Here is a 13,963-nt window from a genome sequence, read left to right on the forward strand (position 1 = left end):
CGTCCGTATCCCACCCACCGTCTTAACAGTCACTCTCTCCGGGACTGTCAACTGTTGGCGCGCAACCTATTTGACCGTGCCCGCCGCCGTGACGTGTATGTTCGTTCTGGTCAACCTCAAGGCGTACCCGTGTGATCCCGTCGAAGTCGCGACCGCCGCCGCGGACGTGGCAGACGACGCGGACGTCCGCGTCGCCGTCGCACCGCAGGCAGCACACCTCTCGGCCGTCGCCGAGACCGGCGTCGAGACGTGGGCCCAGCACGTCAGCCCCGTCAAGCACGGCAGCCACACCGGCAGCACGCTCGCCGAGGCCGCCGCCGACGCCGGGGCGGAGGGGACGCTGCTCAACCACTCCGAGAACCGCCTGAAACTGGCCGACATCGACGCGTCACTAGACGCCGCCGACCGTGCCGACCTGGAGACGATCGTCTGTGCGAACAACCCCGACCAGATCGGGGCCGCAGCGGCGCTGGGCCCGGACGCGGTGGCCGTCGAACCGCCGGAACTCATCGGGACCGGCACGCCGGTCAGCCAGGCCGACCCCGACGTGGTGACGGGGGCCGTCGACGCCGCCGCCCGCGTCAGCGGCGACGTGGACGTGCTCTGTGGGGCCGGCATCTCGACCGGCGACGACATCGTGGCCGCCAGCGATCTCGGCGCGAGCGGCGTCCTGCTCGCCAGCGGCGTGGCGAAGGCCGACGATCCGCGGGCGGCCCTGGAGGACCTCGTCGAACCGCTCGCGTAGGTGACGCTCGCGGCGGGCCCCGGTCGGCGGTGGTGCGGAACGGCCGCGACACCGACGGCCACGACTCACGAACGGGCCACCGCCGGGCCGGCCCCGAAGAACTTTGCTGACGGGTCGTGTCACTCCTGGTATGGACGCCGTCCGGATCGCCCGCCTCGTCGCGTCGTTCCTGATCGCCGGCGCGCTCCTCGGCGGTGGGGTGTTGGCCTACTGGCAGTTGGGACTGGTCGTCGGGCTCGCCGGTGTCGCCGTGAGCGTGATCGTGGCCGCCGTGGCCGGCTACGACACCTACCGGTTCGCCAGTGCGGCGTAGTCCGACGGCTCCGACGGGAAGCCCCGTCGTCCCACGACCGGCGTGGTTCCGAGACCGAACCGTGGCGAATCGAGAACGAATATGGTAGTTGCGTCCGCCTGAGCAGACATGAACGAAACACTCATCGATCTACTGGGGGGAAACAGGACCCACGCCGACGCGTTCGACGGGCGGTTCGACGAGGTCCAGGACGGGCAGGCACCCGACGCCGTCACCGTCTGCTGTTCGGACTCGCGGGTCCTGCAGGATCACGCCTTCGACAACGACGAGCCGGGCCACGTCTTCACCTGTGGCAACATCGGGAACCGCGTCGTCCAGCGCGCCGACGGGGAGGTGTTCGTCTCCGGCGACGTGCTGTACCCGCTCGTCCACACCGGCACCGAGACGGCCGTCGTGATGGGACACACCGGGTGTGGGGCAGTGACCGCCACCTACGACGCCCTCACGGGCGGGCTCTCGGACCGCCGGGGGATCGAACACTGTATCGACCTCCTGAAGCCGCTCCTCGAGGAGGGCGTCGAGGCGCTGCCCGACGACCTCGACCGGGCCGGCGCGATCAACCGACTGGTCGAGTGCAACGTAGACGGACAGGTCCGGCACCTCCGAGAGAGCCCCGACGTGCCCACCGGCGTCGACGTCGTCGGCGTCGTCTACGACTTCCAGGACGTCTACGGCGGGCGGCGCGGCGAGGTCCACGTCGTCAACGTCGACGGCGAGACGAGCGTCGAGACGCTCCGCGACGAGTACCCCGACATCGCGGACCGCGTCCATCGGCTCTGGGAGTACTGACGGCGGTCCTCAGGCGTCCTCTCGGTTCGCCCTGACCGCGAGGACGGGGACCTCCGAGCGGCGGATCAGCCGCTCCGTCGTGCTCCCGAGGAGCACGCGGCGGAGCCCGGTCCTTCCCTGTGTCCCCATCGCGACCAGATCCACCTCGTTGTCCTCGGCGTACTCGAGGAGGTCCCGGGTCGGGTAGCCCTGTCTGACCTCGGCGACCGCGTCGGCTCCGGCCTCGCGCGCCCGATCGACGATCTCCCCGGTCGCCTCCTCGGCCTCCGACTGGAGCTGGTCGAGGAGTCCCGTCGGCATCGTGTAGTCGGGGCTCGCGACGACGTCGTCCAGATTGATCACGCTGACCGCGTGGAGGCGCGCCCCGGCGGCCGCCGCGACGGCGACGGCGTGGTCGACGGCCGCGTCGGCCGCCTCGCTCCCGTCGGTCGGGAGCAACACCTCGTCGTAGCCGTCGTCCAGGACGCTCGCGTCCGTGACGCGTCCCGTCAAGACCGGTACGTCTGCGTGTCTGACGACGTGTTCGGCGACGCTTCCGGCCACGTACCGGCGGACGCCGGTCCGTCCGTGGGTCCCCATCGCCACGAGGTCGACGCCGTGGTCGTCGACGTAGTCCAGGATCGCCTCGCCCGGCGAGCCACGGACCGTCGCCGTCTCCGTGACGACGTCTCCCAAGAGATCCTCGACTGCCTCGATGGCTTCCAGACCGGCCGATTCCAGGCGCTCGACGAACGCCTCGTCGACGCCGCCGGCGCTGAACGGTCCGGCGGCGTCGCTGACGGCGACGACGCTGACGACGTGGACCGTCGCGTCGAACAGGTCCGCGAGGTACGCGCCGTGTTCGGCGGCCCGGACCGCGTGCTCGCTGCCGTCGGTCGGGACGAGTATCGTGTCGTACATACGGGACGCTTCACCGACGAGTGACATAAATCGCGTCACCGTTCCCGGCGAGGGATTATATACAGCCTGTTTGAAATGTCTGTATGAACCGACGCGACGCGATCCGTACCGGCCTCGCACTGGGGACGGCCGCCGTCTGTGGGTGTCTCGGCGACGGCGGCGACCCGGCGTTCCGCGAGGGGTTCGAGGACGGGATGGGCGACTGGGCGACCGACGCCGCCATCGGGCCGGAGGTAGACCTCGCCGAGTTCGAGTGGGAGGTGGGGGTCTCCGGCGAGCAGGCCGCCGCCGGCGATCGGTCGCTCCGCATCTGGAACGAGGGGGACTACGACGACGGTGTCTCGTGGGCCGTCCATCCAGTGTCGGTCGAGGCCGGGCAGCCCTACACCGCCACCGTGTCCGCACAGCTCTGGAGCGAGTCGGAGTCGTTCAACACGCTCCGGGACGCCGTGATGCGTCTGGGTCCCGAGCGGCCCGAGACGGAAGAGGAGTTCCCGCAGCCGGGTGTGAACACGACCGCGCTGGGACAGACGCCCTACGGCGGACTTCGCGAGCCGCTGTGGCTCGCCGACGGGTGGCGCGAGTACACGTTCGAGTGGACGACACCCGAACTCTCCTCGGAGACGCTGTACGTCGCGGTGGGGACAGCCGTCATCTGGGAGGGCGACGCGACCCACTACGTCGACGAACTGTCGGTCGAACTCGAACCGCGATGACGACGCTCGTCAACGGTCTGCTCGGCGGGCTGGCCGCGGGGCTGCTCGCCAGTGCGGTCGCGGTGTGGGTCGGGCCGGCGAGCCGGTCGTCCCGGGCCCGGACCGTCGCGGGCGCGGGCGGGTACGGCGCGGTCGCGGGCGCGGTGCTGGTGGCGCTGGAACTGTTCGTCCTCGGCCTCCTCGGAGTCCCGCCCACGCGGGGCGAGGCGCTGGCGGTCGCCGTCGGTTGGAGCGCGCTGCTCCTCGCACTGACCGCAGCCGTTCGGGCGACACGGTCCGACGGATCGGGCTGGCCGCCCCTCCGCGCACTGGTCGCTTTCCACGTCGTCTACGGACTGCTGCTCGGGGCCTGGATACGCCTGACGTGGATCACCTGACCTACGGCGCGACCGAGTAGCCGGCGTCCTCGATGGCCGTGTGGAGGTCCGTGTCGTCCGTACCCTCCGCTGTCACCTCGACGCTGTCGGTCTCGTGGTCGGCCTCGACCCGACTCACCCCGTCGATGGCGCGTAATGCGTCCTCGACCTTCTCCTCGCAGCCGGTGCAGGACATCCCGGTGACGGTGAACGATCGCTGGGACATACTCGGTTGTGAGGGGCTCGGCCGAAAAACGGTTTGGGGGCGTCGGTCGGTCACCGACTCTCGCGCTGCTCGACCTTGTTCAAGTCGATAAAATCCATTTGCAGTCTCGCTAAAATGACGCCCGGTAACAATCTCACCCTGTCGAATACGGGCGACAGCACCCTTCAGTAAATAACATTAATAAACAAACCTGCTGGCCTCCAATCGGTCTCTCGGTCGATTAGCGTGTGTCGAACGAGTCAACCACGTCGGTCGTCGAATAGGTCTCGACGACGGCTTGTTCACGGAAGTCGCTGTCGTCGCTCCAGATACCCGCATCATTGGCAAGGGCACACGCGACGTACAGCACGTCACCGGGATCAGTCTCGCCGATGGCCGCCTCGGCCTCCTCGATATATGGATGAAACTTGCCGGCTGGGACGACCTCGATATACTGGAACAGAAGGTCGATGAACTGTCCGACTCGCTCTGGACTCATCCCGGACTTCTCGACGATTAACTCCGTGTAGTTCTCTATGTCGTCGTGGACGAACTCGGGTGTCAGGAGATCCGGTTCGAGCGTCACGATGAGTTCGCGGGTCTTCGAGTCGGCGATGAGCGCGGAGATGACGACGTTGGCGTCGACGACCAGCTTCATACAAGCACTACTCCGACTGCTTCTCGACGCGTCCGCGTCCGGCTTCGTTGATTCTGTCGGCGATATCGGCGACGTCGCTCTCGGTGAGTTCGCTACCGGACGTGAGTTCGTCCATGACCTCGAGGGTCTCGACTTTCTCCTGGATGGCCTGTCGGGTGACCTCGCTCCAGTTGATCTCCGGGTGTTCCTCCATCCGGTCTTTGAGGTCGTCGTCGACGTTGACGGTGATACTGGGCATACAGGAAACTACGTGTACACAGAATACTGTGTCTTTCGGTGCGATGGGTGTTCGAGAAGTGCTGCGGACTCCAGGGCGGTCGGGTACCAGCGTCGCCGATCAGCGACTCTCGCTGCCCCACCGGTGAGAGATAGCGCAGCTAACTGAAGAGGATTGTCGGAATCGTTCCGACCGAAACGCCCTGAGATGGCCGATTTCGGCTACCGGTTCTCGCGCTGTTCGACCTTGTTCAGTTCGATGAGCAGCCGGAACGTGGCCTTCACGAGGTTTGCGTCGACGTCGAACCGCTCGGCGTTCTCGCCGGCCCGCTCCATCACGGCCTGCTCCTGCTCCTCGTCGGTCGTCGGCAGGCCCCGCTCCGCCTTGACCTGGGCGATGGTGTCGGCCACGTACGTCCGCTGGGCGATCTTCTCGACGATCTCGCGGTCGATGGTGCGTATCTCGTCGCGCAGTTCGTCCAGCGACATCTCCTCGGGGTTGGGTTCCTGACTCATGGTGTGTGTGTGCCCTCCGTCTGTGTCGTGGTCAGCAGCGTCTCGCCGGGCCGGTCGTCCCAGCGCTCGCGGACCCGCTCTAGGGCGTCGCGGTCCCCGACGGCGGTGAAGGAGGGGCCGGTGCCCGACAGGGAGACGCCGCCGACCTCCGGCATCGTCTCGACGATGGGGTCGCTGTCGAAGCCCAGCGCCGCACAGAACGCCAGTCCGTTGACCGTCATCGCGCGCTGGTAGTCGCCGTCGAGCGCGAGGTCCTCGACGAGGCGGGCCATCGGCGCGACCTGCCGGCACCGCTCGACGTCGGCGTCGGCCGAGAACGACTGCTCGGGCGGCGTCCACACCAGCACGTCCCAGTCCACCTCGTCGCGGGCCAACAGGTCGTCGCTGTCGTTGTCGGTGACGGTGACGCCGCCCAGCATCGAGGCCGAGGCGTCGTCGAACGCACCGGTGACGGTGACGCCCACGTCGCGGGCGGCCATCACGCCCAACCGGGCCATGTCCTCGCGGGTCATCCGCTCGGTGGCGTCCAGCGCGTCCAGCGTGGCCATCACCGTCGCGTTCGCGGCGGCGCTGGAGCTCTTGAGCCCGGAGGCCATCGGCACCTCGCTCTCGGTCCGGACGTGCCCGCCGACGACCGGGGGCTGGCCGACCACCTCGGGGCCGCCGTGTGCGTCGACGACGTACTCGACGCAGCGCTCGACGAGCCGGGTGTCGGCGTCCTCGGCCTCCGCGACCTCGCCGGTGAACCCTGCCTCGTCGGTCGAGAGCGTCACCGTGGCGGTCGTGTACTCGTCGATGGCGAACGCCGACCCGCGGCCGGTCGCGAGCGCGTTCAGGACCGTCCCGGCGGCGGGTGCTACTGCCTGACCTTCCATCGCTCGTGTCTCCCGGCCGTGACTATTTACCATCTGCGGTCGCGGGCACTCGCGGCCCGACAGCGGGGCGCTTTTGGCCCGCCGGGCGGAACCGGGGGGTATGAGCAGCAACCGTTCGGACATCGCCCCGGACACGCTCTCGGTCGAACTGACCGAGGACGGCGTCGCCGTCGAGTACCTCGACGGCCGGACCGCGTTCTACCGCGGCGTCCCCCGGAAGGCCGAGGGGAGCGTCACGACGGCCCCCGGCAAGGACACGCACGTCCTCATCACCGACGGGACCGAGACCTCCGGCATCCTGGTCTACGTCAACGACCTGCGGACCCACGACGACATCATCGAGTCCTCCGGGGTCGGGCGGGTCGTCCTCGACGACGGCGAGGAGGACGAACTGTTCCCCGGCGTGACGGTCCGGGACCACGCGATGCGGGTCGAGGTCGAGGTCGACTTCGACGTGACCGACGGCCGCGTGTTCGTCTTCGAGGAGGACGAGATGGGCGAGCGGAGCCACGAGATCGTCCCGGAAGGGGAGTCGGACGCGAACGAGCGGAGCGAGTGAGCGGTTTTCGCCCACGTTTTTCGAGTCGGGTCGCGCAGCGGCCCGACGCTGAAAAAGGTGGTCGGCAGATGGGCGAGCGGAGCCACGAGATCGTCCCGTCGACGGAGTAGTCCCTCTCCTCGGATCACTCCCCGGAGTCGCACACGTTCTCGTTGGTGGTGTGGAGGACGGCGAGGTGCCCGCTTGGGTCCACGTTCACCTGAACGCCGAGACAGGCGGGGTAGTCGAGCTCGGCGGGATCGACCGTCCGCCAGTCGCCCCCCGACAGTCGGGCGCTGACGGTGAACTGCCCCGGCGTGTCGGGCCACGTCCGCTCCGGTTCGACACCGGGGGCGGTGTCGTCGTCCGGGTCGTCCGGGGCGACCTCGTAGGCCCGCTCGTGGACGGTCTCGCCGTCCCAGCGGACCCGGAACTCGACCGTGTGGCGCTCGTCGTCCCGGTTCACGATCCCCACGTCGCCGAGGCGGGTCGTCCCGTCCTCGGTGACGGCGGAGAGGCAGCCGGCGGTGCCGGCGAGGAGGGCGGTCGTGGAGAGCAATCGGCGGCGGCGCATCCGTCTGCGGGCCTGCGCGCGCTGCCGGCAAGTGCTTTGTCCGTGCGAGTGACCCGGCGGTTCCGTCGTCGGGCTACCGGCCTCGGAAACGCGGGGTCACTGGATGTACGACGGGTCCTCGTCGTCGCAGTTGGACTCGTGCTGCCGTGCGTCGCTCTCGTCGTCGAACATGAGGCCACAGGTCTCGCACTTGTACCAGGTCATCTCGTCGCGCTCTGTGGTGACCACCATACGTGACGGTCGGACGGCCGAGCCTATATTGTTTTCCCGCGACAGGACGGGAACCCTCAAGAGGGCCGGACGGCTAGCGGGCGGTATGAGCGGGGCCAGCGACGACGGGATCGAACTGACGGTCGAGGGCGCGCACAAGCGCGACGCGGGGCGGGGCATCGCGCGCCTGCCCGAGTCCGCCCGCAGCGAGCTGGGGGTGCTCTCGGGCTCGCCGGTCATCGTCGAGGGCGACCGGATGACCGTGGTGAAGGTCTGGCCGGGCGACGACGATCCCGGCGTCGTCCGCATCGACTCGGACACGCGGGCCAACGCGGGCGTCAACATCGGCGACACGGTGCGGGTGCGAGCGGGCTCGGTCGACGGGGCGGCGTCGGTGACGCTCCGGCCGGCGGAGCAACTGCCCGGCACCGAGGACTACGAGCACCTGGTCCGGACCCGGCTGGTCGACCAGCTCGTCCAGCCCGGCGAGCGGACCCACATCGACGGGCTGGGGACGTTCCTCGTGGAGGCGACCGACCCCGACGGCCCGGTCCGGATCTCGAGCGACACCGACGTGACCGTCCGGCCGCGGCGTGAGGGCGGGTCGGGAACGGGGTCGGAGAGCGCTGCCGGCGGCGGCAGCGTTTCGACGAACCCACAGACCGGCGAGACCGAAACCGGCGTCAGCTACGAGGACATCGGCGGGCTGGACGAGGAACTGGACCGCATCCGCGAGATGATCGAGCTGCCGCTGGCCGAGCCCGAGGAGTTCCGCCGGCTGGGGATCGACCCGCCCAGCGGCGTCCTCCTCTTCGGCCCGCCGGGCACCGGCAAGACGCTCATCGCCCGCGCCGTCGCCAACGAGGTCGACGCCCACTTCGACACCATCTCCGGGCCGGAGATCATGTCGAAGTACAAGGGCGAGAGCGAGGAGCGCCTGCGGGAGGCGTTCGACGAGGCCGAGCGGAACGCCCCGGCGATCCTGTTCGTCGACGAGATCGACTCCATCGCCGGGTCCCGCGACGAGGACGCCGACATGGAGAACCGCGTCGTCGCCCAGCTCCTGACGCTGATGGACGGCCTCGAGGACAGGGGCCGGGTGGTCGTCATCGGCGCGACCAACCGCGTCGACGCCGTCGACCCCGCGTTGCGCCGGGGCGGTCGCTTCGATCGCGAGATCGAGATCGGGGTCCCCGACGAGGGCGGCCGGCGGGAGATCCTCGACGTCCACACGCGGGACATGCCGATCGCCGACGACGTGGACCTGGACCGGCTCGCCGCACAGACCCACGGCTTCGTCGGGGCGGACCTGGCGTCGCTGACGACGGAGGCGGCGATGTCGGCGCTCCGGGCCGACCGCGAGGACGCCGAGGTCGCCGGGTCGGACTTCGACACGGCGCTGGCGACGGTCGAACCCAGCGCGATGCGGGAGTACGTCGCCGAGTCGCCGACGGTCACGTTCGACGACGTGGGCGGGCTCGGCGAGGTCAAGCAGACGCTGACCGAGAGCATCGAGTGGCCGCTGGCCTACGGCGACCTGTTCGCGGCGACGAACACCGACCCACCCAGCGGCATCCTGCTGTACGGTCCCCCGGGGACCGGGAAGACGCTGCTGGCGCGGGCCGTCGCCGGCGAGAGCGACGTGAACTTCATCCACGTCGCCGGCCCCGAGATCATGGACCGCTACGTCGGCGAGAGCGAGGAGGCCGTCAGGGAGCTGTTCGAGCGCGCCCGACAGACCGCGCCGAGCATCATCTTCCTCGACGAGATCGACGCCATCGCCGGCCAGCGCGGCGCGGGCGGCAACGAGGTGACAGAGCGGGTCGTCTCCCAGCTGCTCGCGGAGCTGGACGGGATCACGGAGAACCCGAACGTGATCGTGCTGGCGGCGACGAACCGCCGTGGTGCCATCGACGACGCCTTGTTGCGCCCGGGCCGCCTCGAACAGCATGTCGAGGTGCCGGACCCCGACGAGGACGCTCGCGCGGAGATCATCGCGGTCCACAGCGAGGGCAAGCCCCTCGACGACGACGTCGACCTCGACGCGCTCGCGGCGGAGACGGAGGGCCTCTCGGGGGCGGAGATCGAGGCCGTGGTCCGCGAGGCGTCGATGCTGGCCATCCGCGAGGCCGCCGACGAGATGGGTCCCGAGGAGGCCAGCGAGCGGGCCGACGAAGTGACCATCGGAGCCGAGCAGTTCGAGCGCGCACTCCGCCGGGAGCGCGAGCGCTGACGGTCGGTGGGCGCGGGGGGTCCTCTGGTACCGAGTGACGCACGACTTTTGTCCGTGGATGGCGAACGTCGACTATGGCGCTCCAACAGCCCGACGTGTTCGGACACTACATCGGCGGCGAGTGGACCGACGGCGACGGGACGGCGACGTTCGAGTCGGTCGACCCCGCGACCGGCGAGACCCTCGCCACGGTCAGTCGCGGCACACCCGAGGACGTACAGCGGGCGGTCTCGGCCGCCGAGGCGGCACAGGAGGAGTGGCAGGCCCTCTCGTACATCGACCGCGCGGAGTACCTCTGGGACGTCTACCACGAGCTCCGCGATCGGACCGACGAGCTCGGCGAGGTCGTCACCCGCGAGTGCGGCAAGGAGATCTCCGAGGGGCGGGCCGACGTGGTCGAGGCCTACCACATGGTCGAACTCGCGGCGAGCAACGCCCGCCGGCCACACGGCGACGTGGTCCCCTCCGAGGTGGCAAGCAAGGACGCCTACATGCGGCGCAGCCCCAGCGGCGTCGTCGGCTGTATCACGCCCTGGAACTTCCCGGTGGCCATCCCCTACTGGCACATGGCGATCTCGCTGGTCGAGGGCAACACCGTCGTCTGGAAGCCCGCCGAGCAGACGCCGTGGTGCGGGCAGATCGTCGCGGAGATGTTCGCGGACGCCGGGATCCCCGACGGCGTGTTCAACCTCGTGCAGGGGTACGGCGACGCCGGCAACGCCGTCGTCGAGGACGACCGAGTCGACACGGTGCTGTTCACCGGCAGCGCCGAGGTCGGCCACCGCGTCGACGAGAAGATCGGCGGCCGCCCCGGCCGGAACGCCTGCTGTGAGATGGGCGGGAAGAACAGCGTCGTCGTCACGGGCGAGGCCGATATGGATATTGCCCTCCACTCGGCGGTGATGTCGAGCTTCAAGACGACCGGCCAGCGGTGCGTCTCCTCCGAGCGGCTGATCGTCCACACGGACGTCTACGAGGAGTTCAAGTCGGAGTTCGTCGACCTCGCCGAACGCGTCGCGGTCGGGGACCCGCTCTCCGAGGAGACGTTTATGGGGCCGCTGGCCGACGCCGACCAGGTCGAGAAGTTCGGCCGCTACAACGAGATGGTCCGGGGGTCCGACGACGCGACGGTCCTGGTCGACCGGGAGGACCTCGACGCCGAGGAGATCCCCGACGGGGCCGACGACGGCTACTGGGTCGGCCCGTTCGTCTACGAGGTCGACGCCGACACCGACCTCGCGCCGTTCTACGAGGAGGTGTTCGGGCCACACGTCGCGCTGGTCGAGTACGAGGGCGACGTCGAGCGCGCCGTCGAGATCCAGAACGACACGGACTACGGCCTCGCGGGCGCGATCGTCTCCGACGACTACCGGGAGCTGAACTACTACCGCGACCACGCCGAACTGGGCCTGGCCTACGCGAACCTCCCGTGTATCGGGGCCGAGGTCCAACTGCCGTTCGGCGGCGTCAAGCAGTCCGGCAGCGGCCCGCCCCACGCCCGCGAGGTCATCGAGGCGGTGACGGAGCGGACAGCGTGGACGCTCAACAACAGTCGCGACATCGAGATGGCCCAGGGGCTCTCTGCGGACATCAAGACCGGCGACGACTGAGTCGCCGAAAGGCGAGAGGCGGGCCGAGGTGGTGGGAGGCTGTCCGGACAGCCTCCGGCGGACGAGCGACGCCGTGTGGCCGAGCAGCGAGACGGGCTGTGTCACCGGCGTCGACGTGAAAAGCGTCTCTGCCGGTAGTCACCAGTGAGTGTTCCACGAACAAAAAAGACCCGGTCAGGTGTCGCCGTCGACCGGCTCGTCGTCCACCTCGGCGTCCTCGCTCTCCGCGTCGGCGTCGGTCGCCGCCTCCGCCTGTGCGTCGTTCACCTCGGCGTCGCCGTCGCTACCGACCAGCGGAAGCGAGCGACCCGAGAGGAGTCGCCGGAGCCCGTAGGCCGGGACGGCGAGCACGCCGAGCCACGGCGCGGCGGCGACCAGCGTCACCAGCGCCGACCGCCCGAAGATGTACACGTCGGTGACCGAGCCCAGGAACACCGCCGTCAGCGACTGCTCGTGGTACTGGGTGCGGATCTGATCGGGTCCGGGGTCCGGTTCCCGAAGCTCCACGCGCAGCGTCGAGTACGCCACCTTCCGTTCGAGCGAGCGTTTCTGGGCCTGCAGTCGCTCGATCTGTCCCTGGACCTCCGAGAGCTCCTCCTCGATCCGGAGCAGTTCCTCGGTCCCGTTGGCCTCCTCGTAGAAGGTCCGGAGCCTGCTCCGGCGCTCCCGGAGGTTCTCCAGGCGGGCCTCCAGGTCGACGAGTTGGTCGGTCACGTCCTCGGTCTCGGTCTCCTCGCTCAGGACGGTGCCCTCGTCGGCCACGTCGTCCTGGAGTTCGCCGTAGTCCTCGCTGGGCACCCGGAGGACGACGTAGCCGGTGGTCCAGGTCGTGTTCCCGGTGCGGTGGAGCCGCTGGCTCGACCCGGCGACGAAGCCGCCGTACTGCCGCGTCTGCCCCGCCAGCGCGGCCCGGCTGTCCGAGAAGTTCTCGACTTCGACGACCATGTGACCCCGCTTGATGATCGACCGCTGCTGTGCGGCGACGTCGGCCTGGGCCGTGCCGCCCCCGTCCCCGCCGTCACCCGCCTGATCGGCCGACTGCTGTCGCGCCCCGCCGCCGTCGGCCGCGCCGGCCGACAACTGTGCGCCGTCGCCGCCACCGCCCGCGTTGCTTCCCATCCCGGCACACCCAGCCAGCAACAGCAACGTCGCGACCGCCAGGACTCTGGTCGTGGTGGACATGAACACCAGTCGATTTCGGACGCGATGGTATAGCCGCGACGGACGCTCAAAACGATTTTTGTGTGAAAGAGCGGCTGAACTTATCGGGTTCGACGGTCCTCCAGCGCGGGGAACTCCTCGCGGACCGAGGCGACCCGGGCGGGGTCGACTTCGGCCGTCACCAGCGCCGGTTCGTCGCCCGAGCTGGCCAGCGCCGTCCCCCAGGGATCGTACACCGTCGACCGGCCCAGCAGTTCGTCGTCCTCGAACGTCCCGACGCCGTTGGCCGCGGCGACGTAGAGGAGGTTCTCGACCGCCCGCGTCCGCGGGAACAGCCGCCAGTGCTCGACGCGGGGGTAGGGCCACGCGCTGGGCACGAGCGCCAGCGTCACCCCGCGGTCGACCAGACCGCGGTACAGCTCCGGGAAGCGAAGGTCGTAGCAGGTGGTGATCCCGATCGTGAACCCTTCGAACTCGACGGTGGGGACGCGCTCGCCCGGCACGAGGAGCTCGGACTCGGCGGAGCCGTAGCCGAACAGGTGGTGTTTGCGGTAGACCGCCCGGCGCTCGCCGTCGCGGTCGAAGAACACCGCGGTGTTGGCCAGGCCGTCCTCGGCCGGGACCGGCTCGCCCGCGTCGGCGCTGGCGGCCAGGTCCTCGACGATACTGCCGGCGAGCACGCCCACGCCCTCGGCGGCGGCCGTCTCCCGCAGACCGGTCAGCGACTCGCCGTCCAGCGGCTCGGCGTTGCGCGCGTAGCTCTCGAACGCGAAGTAGCCGACGGTGAACAGCTCCGGGAGGACGACGAGGTCCGCCCCGTCGGCGCTCGCCCGCTCGACGGCGTCGACGGCCCGGTCGACGTTGCCCGCCACGTCGGCGGGCCGGACCTCGATCTGTGCGAGCGAGAGCCTCATGCTTCGACTTCGAGGTGATCCCGGAGAGCTGCTTCGAGGTTGTCCATCTCGTCGTCGAGGTTCCGCTTGAAGAACCGCTCGACGCCGGGGAGCTTCCCGTCGACGACGAAGCGGTTGACCAGTCGAGTCCCGCCGCCATCGGTCGGTTCGAGTTCGTGTTCCCCCTGGACCTGCATCACCTTCGACCGGCCGACGAACCGGACGTACTCCGGCTCCCGGCGCTCGACGTCTCTGGTCTCGACGGTGATGGTCCGGTCGACGATGGGGATGGGCAGCGAGAGCTGCCAGGTCCCCTCGTGGTCGTCGTTCGTCTCCCAGTCCTCGACGACGCTGATGGGACGGGCGCGGTTGTCGGGGTCGGCGATGAACTCCCAGACTCGCTCGGGCGGTGCCGACACGGTCATCGTCCGCTCGACCCGTACAGTCATACCAGT

Annotated in this window: 19 protein-coding genes; 8 read left to right on the top strand and 11 right to left on the bottom strand. The window is 69.4% G+C overall.

Annotated features, from left to right (window positions below):
• Positions 1–97 precede the first annotated feature (97 nt).
• From tpiA to P0592_RS16335, 3 genes are all read left to right on the top strand, one after another.
• Positions 98–745, top strand: coding sequence for a triose-phosphate isomerase (gene tpiA / locus P0592_RS16325; RefSeq protein WP_276271972.1), 648 nt, complete (start codon positions 98–100; stop codon positions 743–745).
• 130 nt (positions 746–875) lie between these two features.
• Entirely contained in the window at positions 876–1,058 is a 183-nt protein-coding gene (locus tag P0592_RS16330) for a hypothetical protein (protein ID WP_276271973.1), read from the top strand.
• Between the two features lie 108 nt (positions 1,059–1,166).
• The gene (locus P0592_RS16335; RefSeq protein ID WP_276271974.1) at positions 1,167–1,847 is read left to right on the top strand and encodes a carbonic anhydrase; all 681 of its coding nucleotides are present in this window, start codon (positions 1,167–1,169) and stop codon (positions 1,845–1,847) included.
• A gap of 9 nt (positions 1,848–1,856) precedes the next feature.
• Here P0592_RS16335 and P0592_RS16340 read toward each other — a convergent pair whose 3' ends face one another.
• Complete coding sequence (locus P0592_RS16340) at positions 1,857–2,747, bottom strand: universal stress protein (protein WP_276271975.1); 891 nt, start codon at positions 2,745–2,747, stop codon at positions 1,857–1,859.
• A gap of 83 nt (positions 2,748–2,830) precedes the next feature.
• On the opposite strand from P0592_RS16340, the gene P0592_RS16345 reads away from it, so the two are divergent.
• Together P0592_RS16345 and P0592_RS16350 are read left to right on the top strand one after the other, a co-directional pair.
• Positions 2,831–3,463: a hypothetical protein gene (locus tag P0592_RS16345; protein ID WP_276271976.1), complete on the top strand. Its 633-nt coding sequence runs from the start codon at positions 2,831–2,833 to the stop codon at positions 3,461–3,463.
• A complete protein-coding gene (locus P0592_RS16350) occupies positions 3,460–3,840 on the top strand; it encodes a hypothetical protein (RefSeq protein WP_276271977.1) in 381 nt (126 codons plus the stop codon). The genes P0592_RS16345 and P0592_RS16350 overlap by 4 nt, the downstream gene beginning before the upstream one ends.
• A 1-nt stretch (position 3,841) precedes the next feature.
• Here the strand turns inward: P0592_RS16350 and P0592_RS16355 are convergent, their stop codons facing one another.
• The 5 genes from P0592_RS16355 to P0592_RS16375 all read right to left on the bottom strand — a co-directional run bounded on the left by P0592_RS16355 (position 3,842) and on the right by P0592_RS16375 (position 6,289).
• Complete coding sequence (locus P0592_RS16355; RefSeq protein WP_276271978.1) at positions 3,842–4,045, bottom strand: heavy-metal-associated domain-containing protein; 204 nt, start codon at positions 4,043–4,045, stop codon at positions 3,842–3,844.
• A 220-nt stretch (positions 4,046–4,265) separates the two neighbouring features.
• Entirely contained in the window at positions 4,266–4,682 is a 417-nt protein-coding gene (locus P0592_RS16360) for a PIN domain-containing protein (protein ID WP_276271979.1), read from the bottom strand.
• 7 nt (positions 4,683–4,689) lie between these two features.
• Positions 4,690–4,920, bottom strand: coding sequence for a hypothetical protein (locus P0592_RS16365; RefSeq protein WP_276271980.1), 231 nt, complete (start codon positions 4,918–4,920; stop codon positions 4,690–4,692).
• Between the two features lie 200 nt (positions 4,921–5,120).
• Positions 5,121–5,414 (bottom strand): chorismate mutase, encoded by a 294-nt coding sequence (locus P0592_RS16370; RefSeq protein WP_276271981.1) that lies wholly within the window; start codon positions 5,412–5,414, stop codon positions 5,121–5,123.
• A complete protein-coding gene (locus tag P0592_RS16375; protein ID WP_276271982.1) occupies positions 5,411–6,289 on the bottom strand; it encodes a shikimate kinase in 879 nt (292 codons plus the stop codon). Before P0592_RS16375 ends, P0592_RS16370 begins: the two co-directional genes overlap by 4 nt.
• A gap of 100 nt (positions 6,290–6,389) precedes the next feature.
• Between P0592_RS16375 and P0592_RS16380 the strand changes: the two genes are divergently transcribed.
• Positions 6,390–6,848: a DUF5796 family protein gene (locus P0592_RS16380; protein ID WP_276271983.1), complete on the top strand. Its 459-nt coding sequence runs from the start codon at positions 6,390–6,392 to the stop codon at positions 6,846–6,848.
• Between the two features lie 124 nt (positions 6,849–6,972).
• On the opposite strand, the gene P0592_RS16385 is transcribed toward P0592_RS16380, so the two are convergent.
• Positions 6,973–7,401 carry a hypothetical protein gene (locus tag P0592_RS16385; protein WP_276271984.1) on the bottom strand — a complete coding sequence of 143 codons (429 nt, stop codon included), beginning with the start codon at positions 7,399–7,401 and terminating at the stop codon, positions 6,973–6,975.
• A 96-nt stretch (positions 7,402–7,497) separates the two neighbouring features.
• Entirely contained in the window at positions 7,498–7,632 is a 135-nt protein-coding gene (locus P0592_RS16390) for a DUF7128 family protein (RefSeq protein WP_276271985.1), read from the bottom strand.
• An 85-nt stretch (positions 7,633–7,717) separates the two neighbouring features.
• Between P0592_RS16390 and P0592_RS16395 the strand changes: the two genes are divergently transcribed.
• Complete coding sequence (locus P0592_RS16395; RefSeq protein ID WP_276271986.1) at positions 7,718–9,844, top strand: CDC48 family AAA ATPase; 2,127 nt, start codon at positions 7,718–7,720, stop codon at positions 9,842–9,844.
• 74 nt (positions 9,845–9,918) lie between these two features.
• Positions 9,919–11,454 carry an aldehyde dehydrogenase family protein gene (locus P0592_RS16400; protein ID WP_276271987.1) on the top strand — a complete coding sequence of 512 codons (1,536 nt, stop codon included), beginning with the start codon at positions 9,919–9,921 and terminating at the stop codon, positions 11,452–11,454.
• Positions 11,455–11,628: 174 nt separating this feature from the next.
• Here the strand turns inward: P0592_RS16400 and P0592_RS16405 are convergent, their stop codons facing one another.
• The 3 genes from P0592_RS16405 to P0592_RS16415 all read right to left on the bottom strand — a co-directional run bounded on the left by P0592_RS16405 (position 11,629) and on the right by P0592_RS16415 (position 13,957).
• Positions 11,629–12,636, bottom strand: coding sequence for a DUF4349 domain-containing protein (locus tag P0592_RS16405; RefSeq protein WP_276271988.1), 1,008 nt, complete (start codon positions 12,634–12,636; stop codon positions 11,629–11,631).
• 80 nt (positions 12,637–12,716) lie between these two features.
• Entirely contained in the window at positions 12,717–13,529 is an 813-nt protein-coding gene (locus tag P0592_RS16410; RefSeq protein ID WP_276271989.1) for a carbon-nitrogen family hydrolase, read from the bottom strand.
• Positions 13,526–13,957, bottom strand: coding sequence for an SRPBCC family protein (locus P0592_RS16415; RefSeq protein ID WP_276271990.1), 432 nt, complete (start codon positions 13,955–13,957; stop codon positions 13,526–13,528). The genes P0592_RS16410 and P0592_RS16415 overlap by 4 nt, the downstream gene beginning before the upstream one ends.
• Between the last annotated feature and the right edge of the window lie 6 nt (positions 13,958–13,963).

This window comes from Haloarcula litorea, assembly GCF_029338195.1.
In the GTDB taxonomy this organism is placed as follows: Archaea; Halobacteriota; Halobacteria; order Halobacteriales; family Haloarculaceae; genus Haloarcula; species Haloarcula litorea.

What these genes read in the sequence shown, in the direction of transcription:
- tpiA (WP_276271972.1), top strand. Translation starts at nt 98, where the DNA reads ATGTTCGTTCTGGTCAACCTCAAGGCGTACCCGTGTGATCCCGTCGAA.
- P0592_RS16330 (WP_276271973.1), top strand. Translation starts at nt 876, where the DNA reads ATGGACGCCGTCCGGATCGCCCGCCTCGTCGCGTCGTTCCTGATCGCC.
- P0592_RS16335 (WP_276271974.1), top strand. Translation starts at nt 1,167, where the DNA reads ATGAACGAAACACTCATCGATCTACTGGGGGGAAACAGGACCCACGCC.
- P0592_RS16340 (WP_276271975.1), bottom strand. Translation starts at nt 2,747, where the DNA reads ATGTACGACACGATACTCGTCCCGACCGACGGCAGCGAGCACGCGGTC.
- P0592_RS16345 (WP_276271976.1), top strand. Translation starts at nt 2,831, where the DNA reads ATGAACCGACGCGACGCGATCCGTACCGGCCTCGCACTGGGGACGGCC.
- P0592_RS16350 (WP_276271977.1), top strand. Translation starts at nt 3,460, where the DNA reads ATGACGACGCTCGTCAACGGTCTGCTCGGCGGGCTGGCCGCGGGGCTG.
- P0592_RS16355 (WP_276271978.1), bottom strand. Translation starts at nt 4,045, where the DNA reads ATGTCCCAGCGATCGTTCACCGTCACCGGGATGTCCTGCACCGGCTGC.
- P0592_RS16360 (WP_276271979.1), bottom strand. Translation starts at nt 4,682, where the DNA reads ATGAAGCTGGTCGTCGACGCCAACGTCGTCATCTCCGCGCTCATCGCC.
- P0592_RS16365 (WP_276271980.1), bottom strand. Translation starts at nt 4,920, where the DNA reads ATGCCCAGTATCACCGTCAACGTCGACGACGACCTCAAAGACCGGATG.
- P0592_RS16370 (WP_276271981.1), bottom strand. Translation starts at nt 5,414, where the DNA reads ATGAGTCAGGAACCCAACCCCGAGGAGATGTCGCTGGACGAACTGCGC.
- P0592_RS16375 (WP_276271982.1), bottom strand. Translation starts at nt 6,289, where the DNA reads ATGGAAGGTCAGGCAGTAGCACCCGCCGCCGGGACGGTCCTGAACGCG.
- P0592_RS16380 (WP_276271983.1), top strand. Translation starts at nt 6,390, where the DNA reads ATGAGCAGCAACCGTTCGGACATCGCCCCGGACACGCTCTCGGTCGAA.
- P0592_RS16385 (WP_276271984.1), bottom strand. Translation starts at nt 7,401, where the DNA reads ATGCGCCGCCGCCGATTGCTCTCCACGACCGCCCTCCTCGCCGGCACC.
- P0592_RS16390 (WP_276271985.1), bottom strand. Translation starts at nt 7,632, where the DNA reads ATGGTGGTCACCACAGAGCGCGACGAGATGACCTGGTACAAGTGCGAG.
- P0592_RS16395 (WP_276271986.1), top strand. Translation starts at nt 7,718, where the DNA reads ATGAGCGGGGCCAGCGACGACGGGATCGAACTGACGGTCGAGGGCGCG.
- P0592_RS16400 (WP_276271987.1), top strand. Translation starts at nt 9,919, where the DNA reads ATGGCGCTCCAACAGCCCGACGTGTTCGGACACTACATCGGCGGCGAG.
- P0592_RS16405 (WP_276271988.1), bottom strand. Translation starts at nt 12,636, where the DNA reads ATGTCCACCACGACCAGAGTCCTGGCGGTCGCGACGTTGCTGTTGCTG.
- P0592_RS16410 (WP_276271989.1), bottom strand. Translation starts at nt 13,529, where the DNA reads ATGAGGCTCTCGCTCGCACAGATCGAGGTCCGGCCCGCCGACGTGGCG.
- P0592_RS16415 (WP_276271990.1), bottom strand. Translation starts at nt 13,957, where the DNA reads ATGACTGTACGGGTCGAGCGGACGATGACCGTGTCGGCACCGCCCGAG.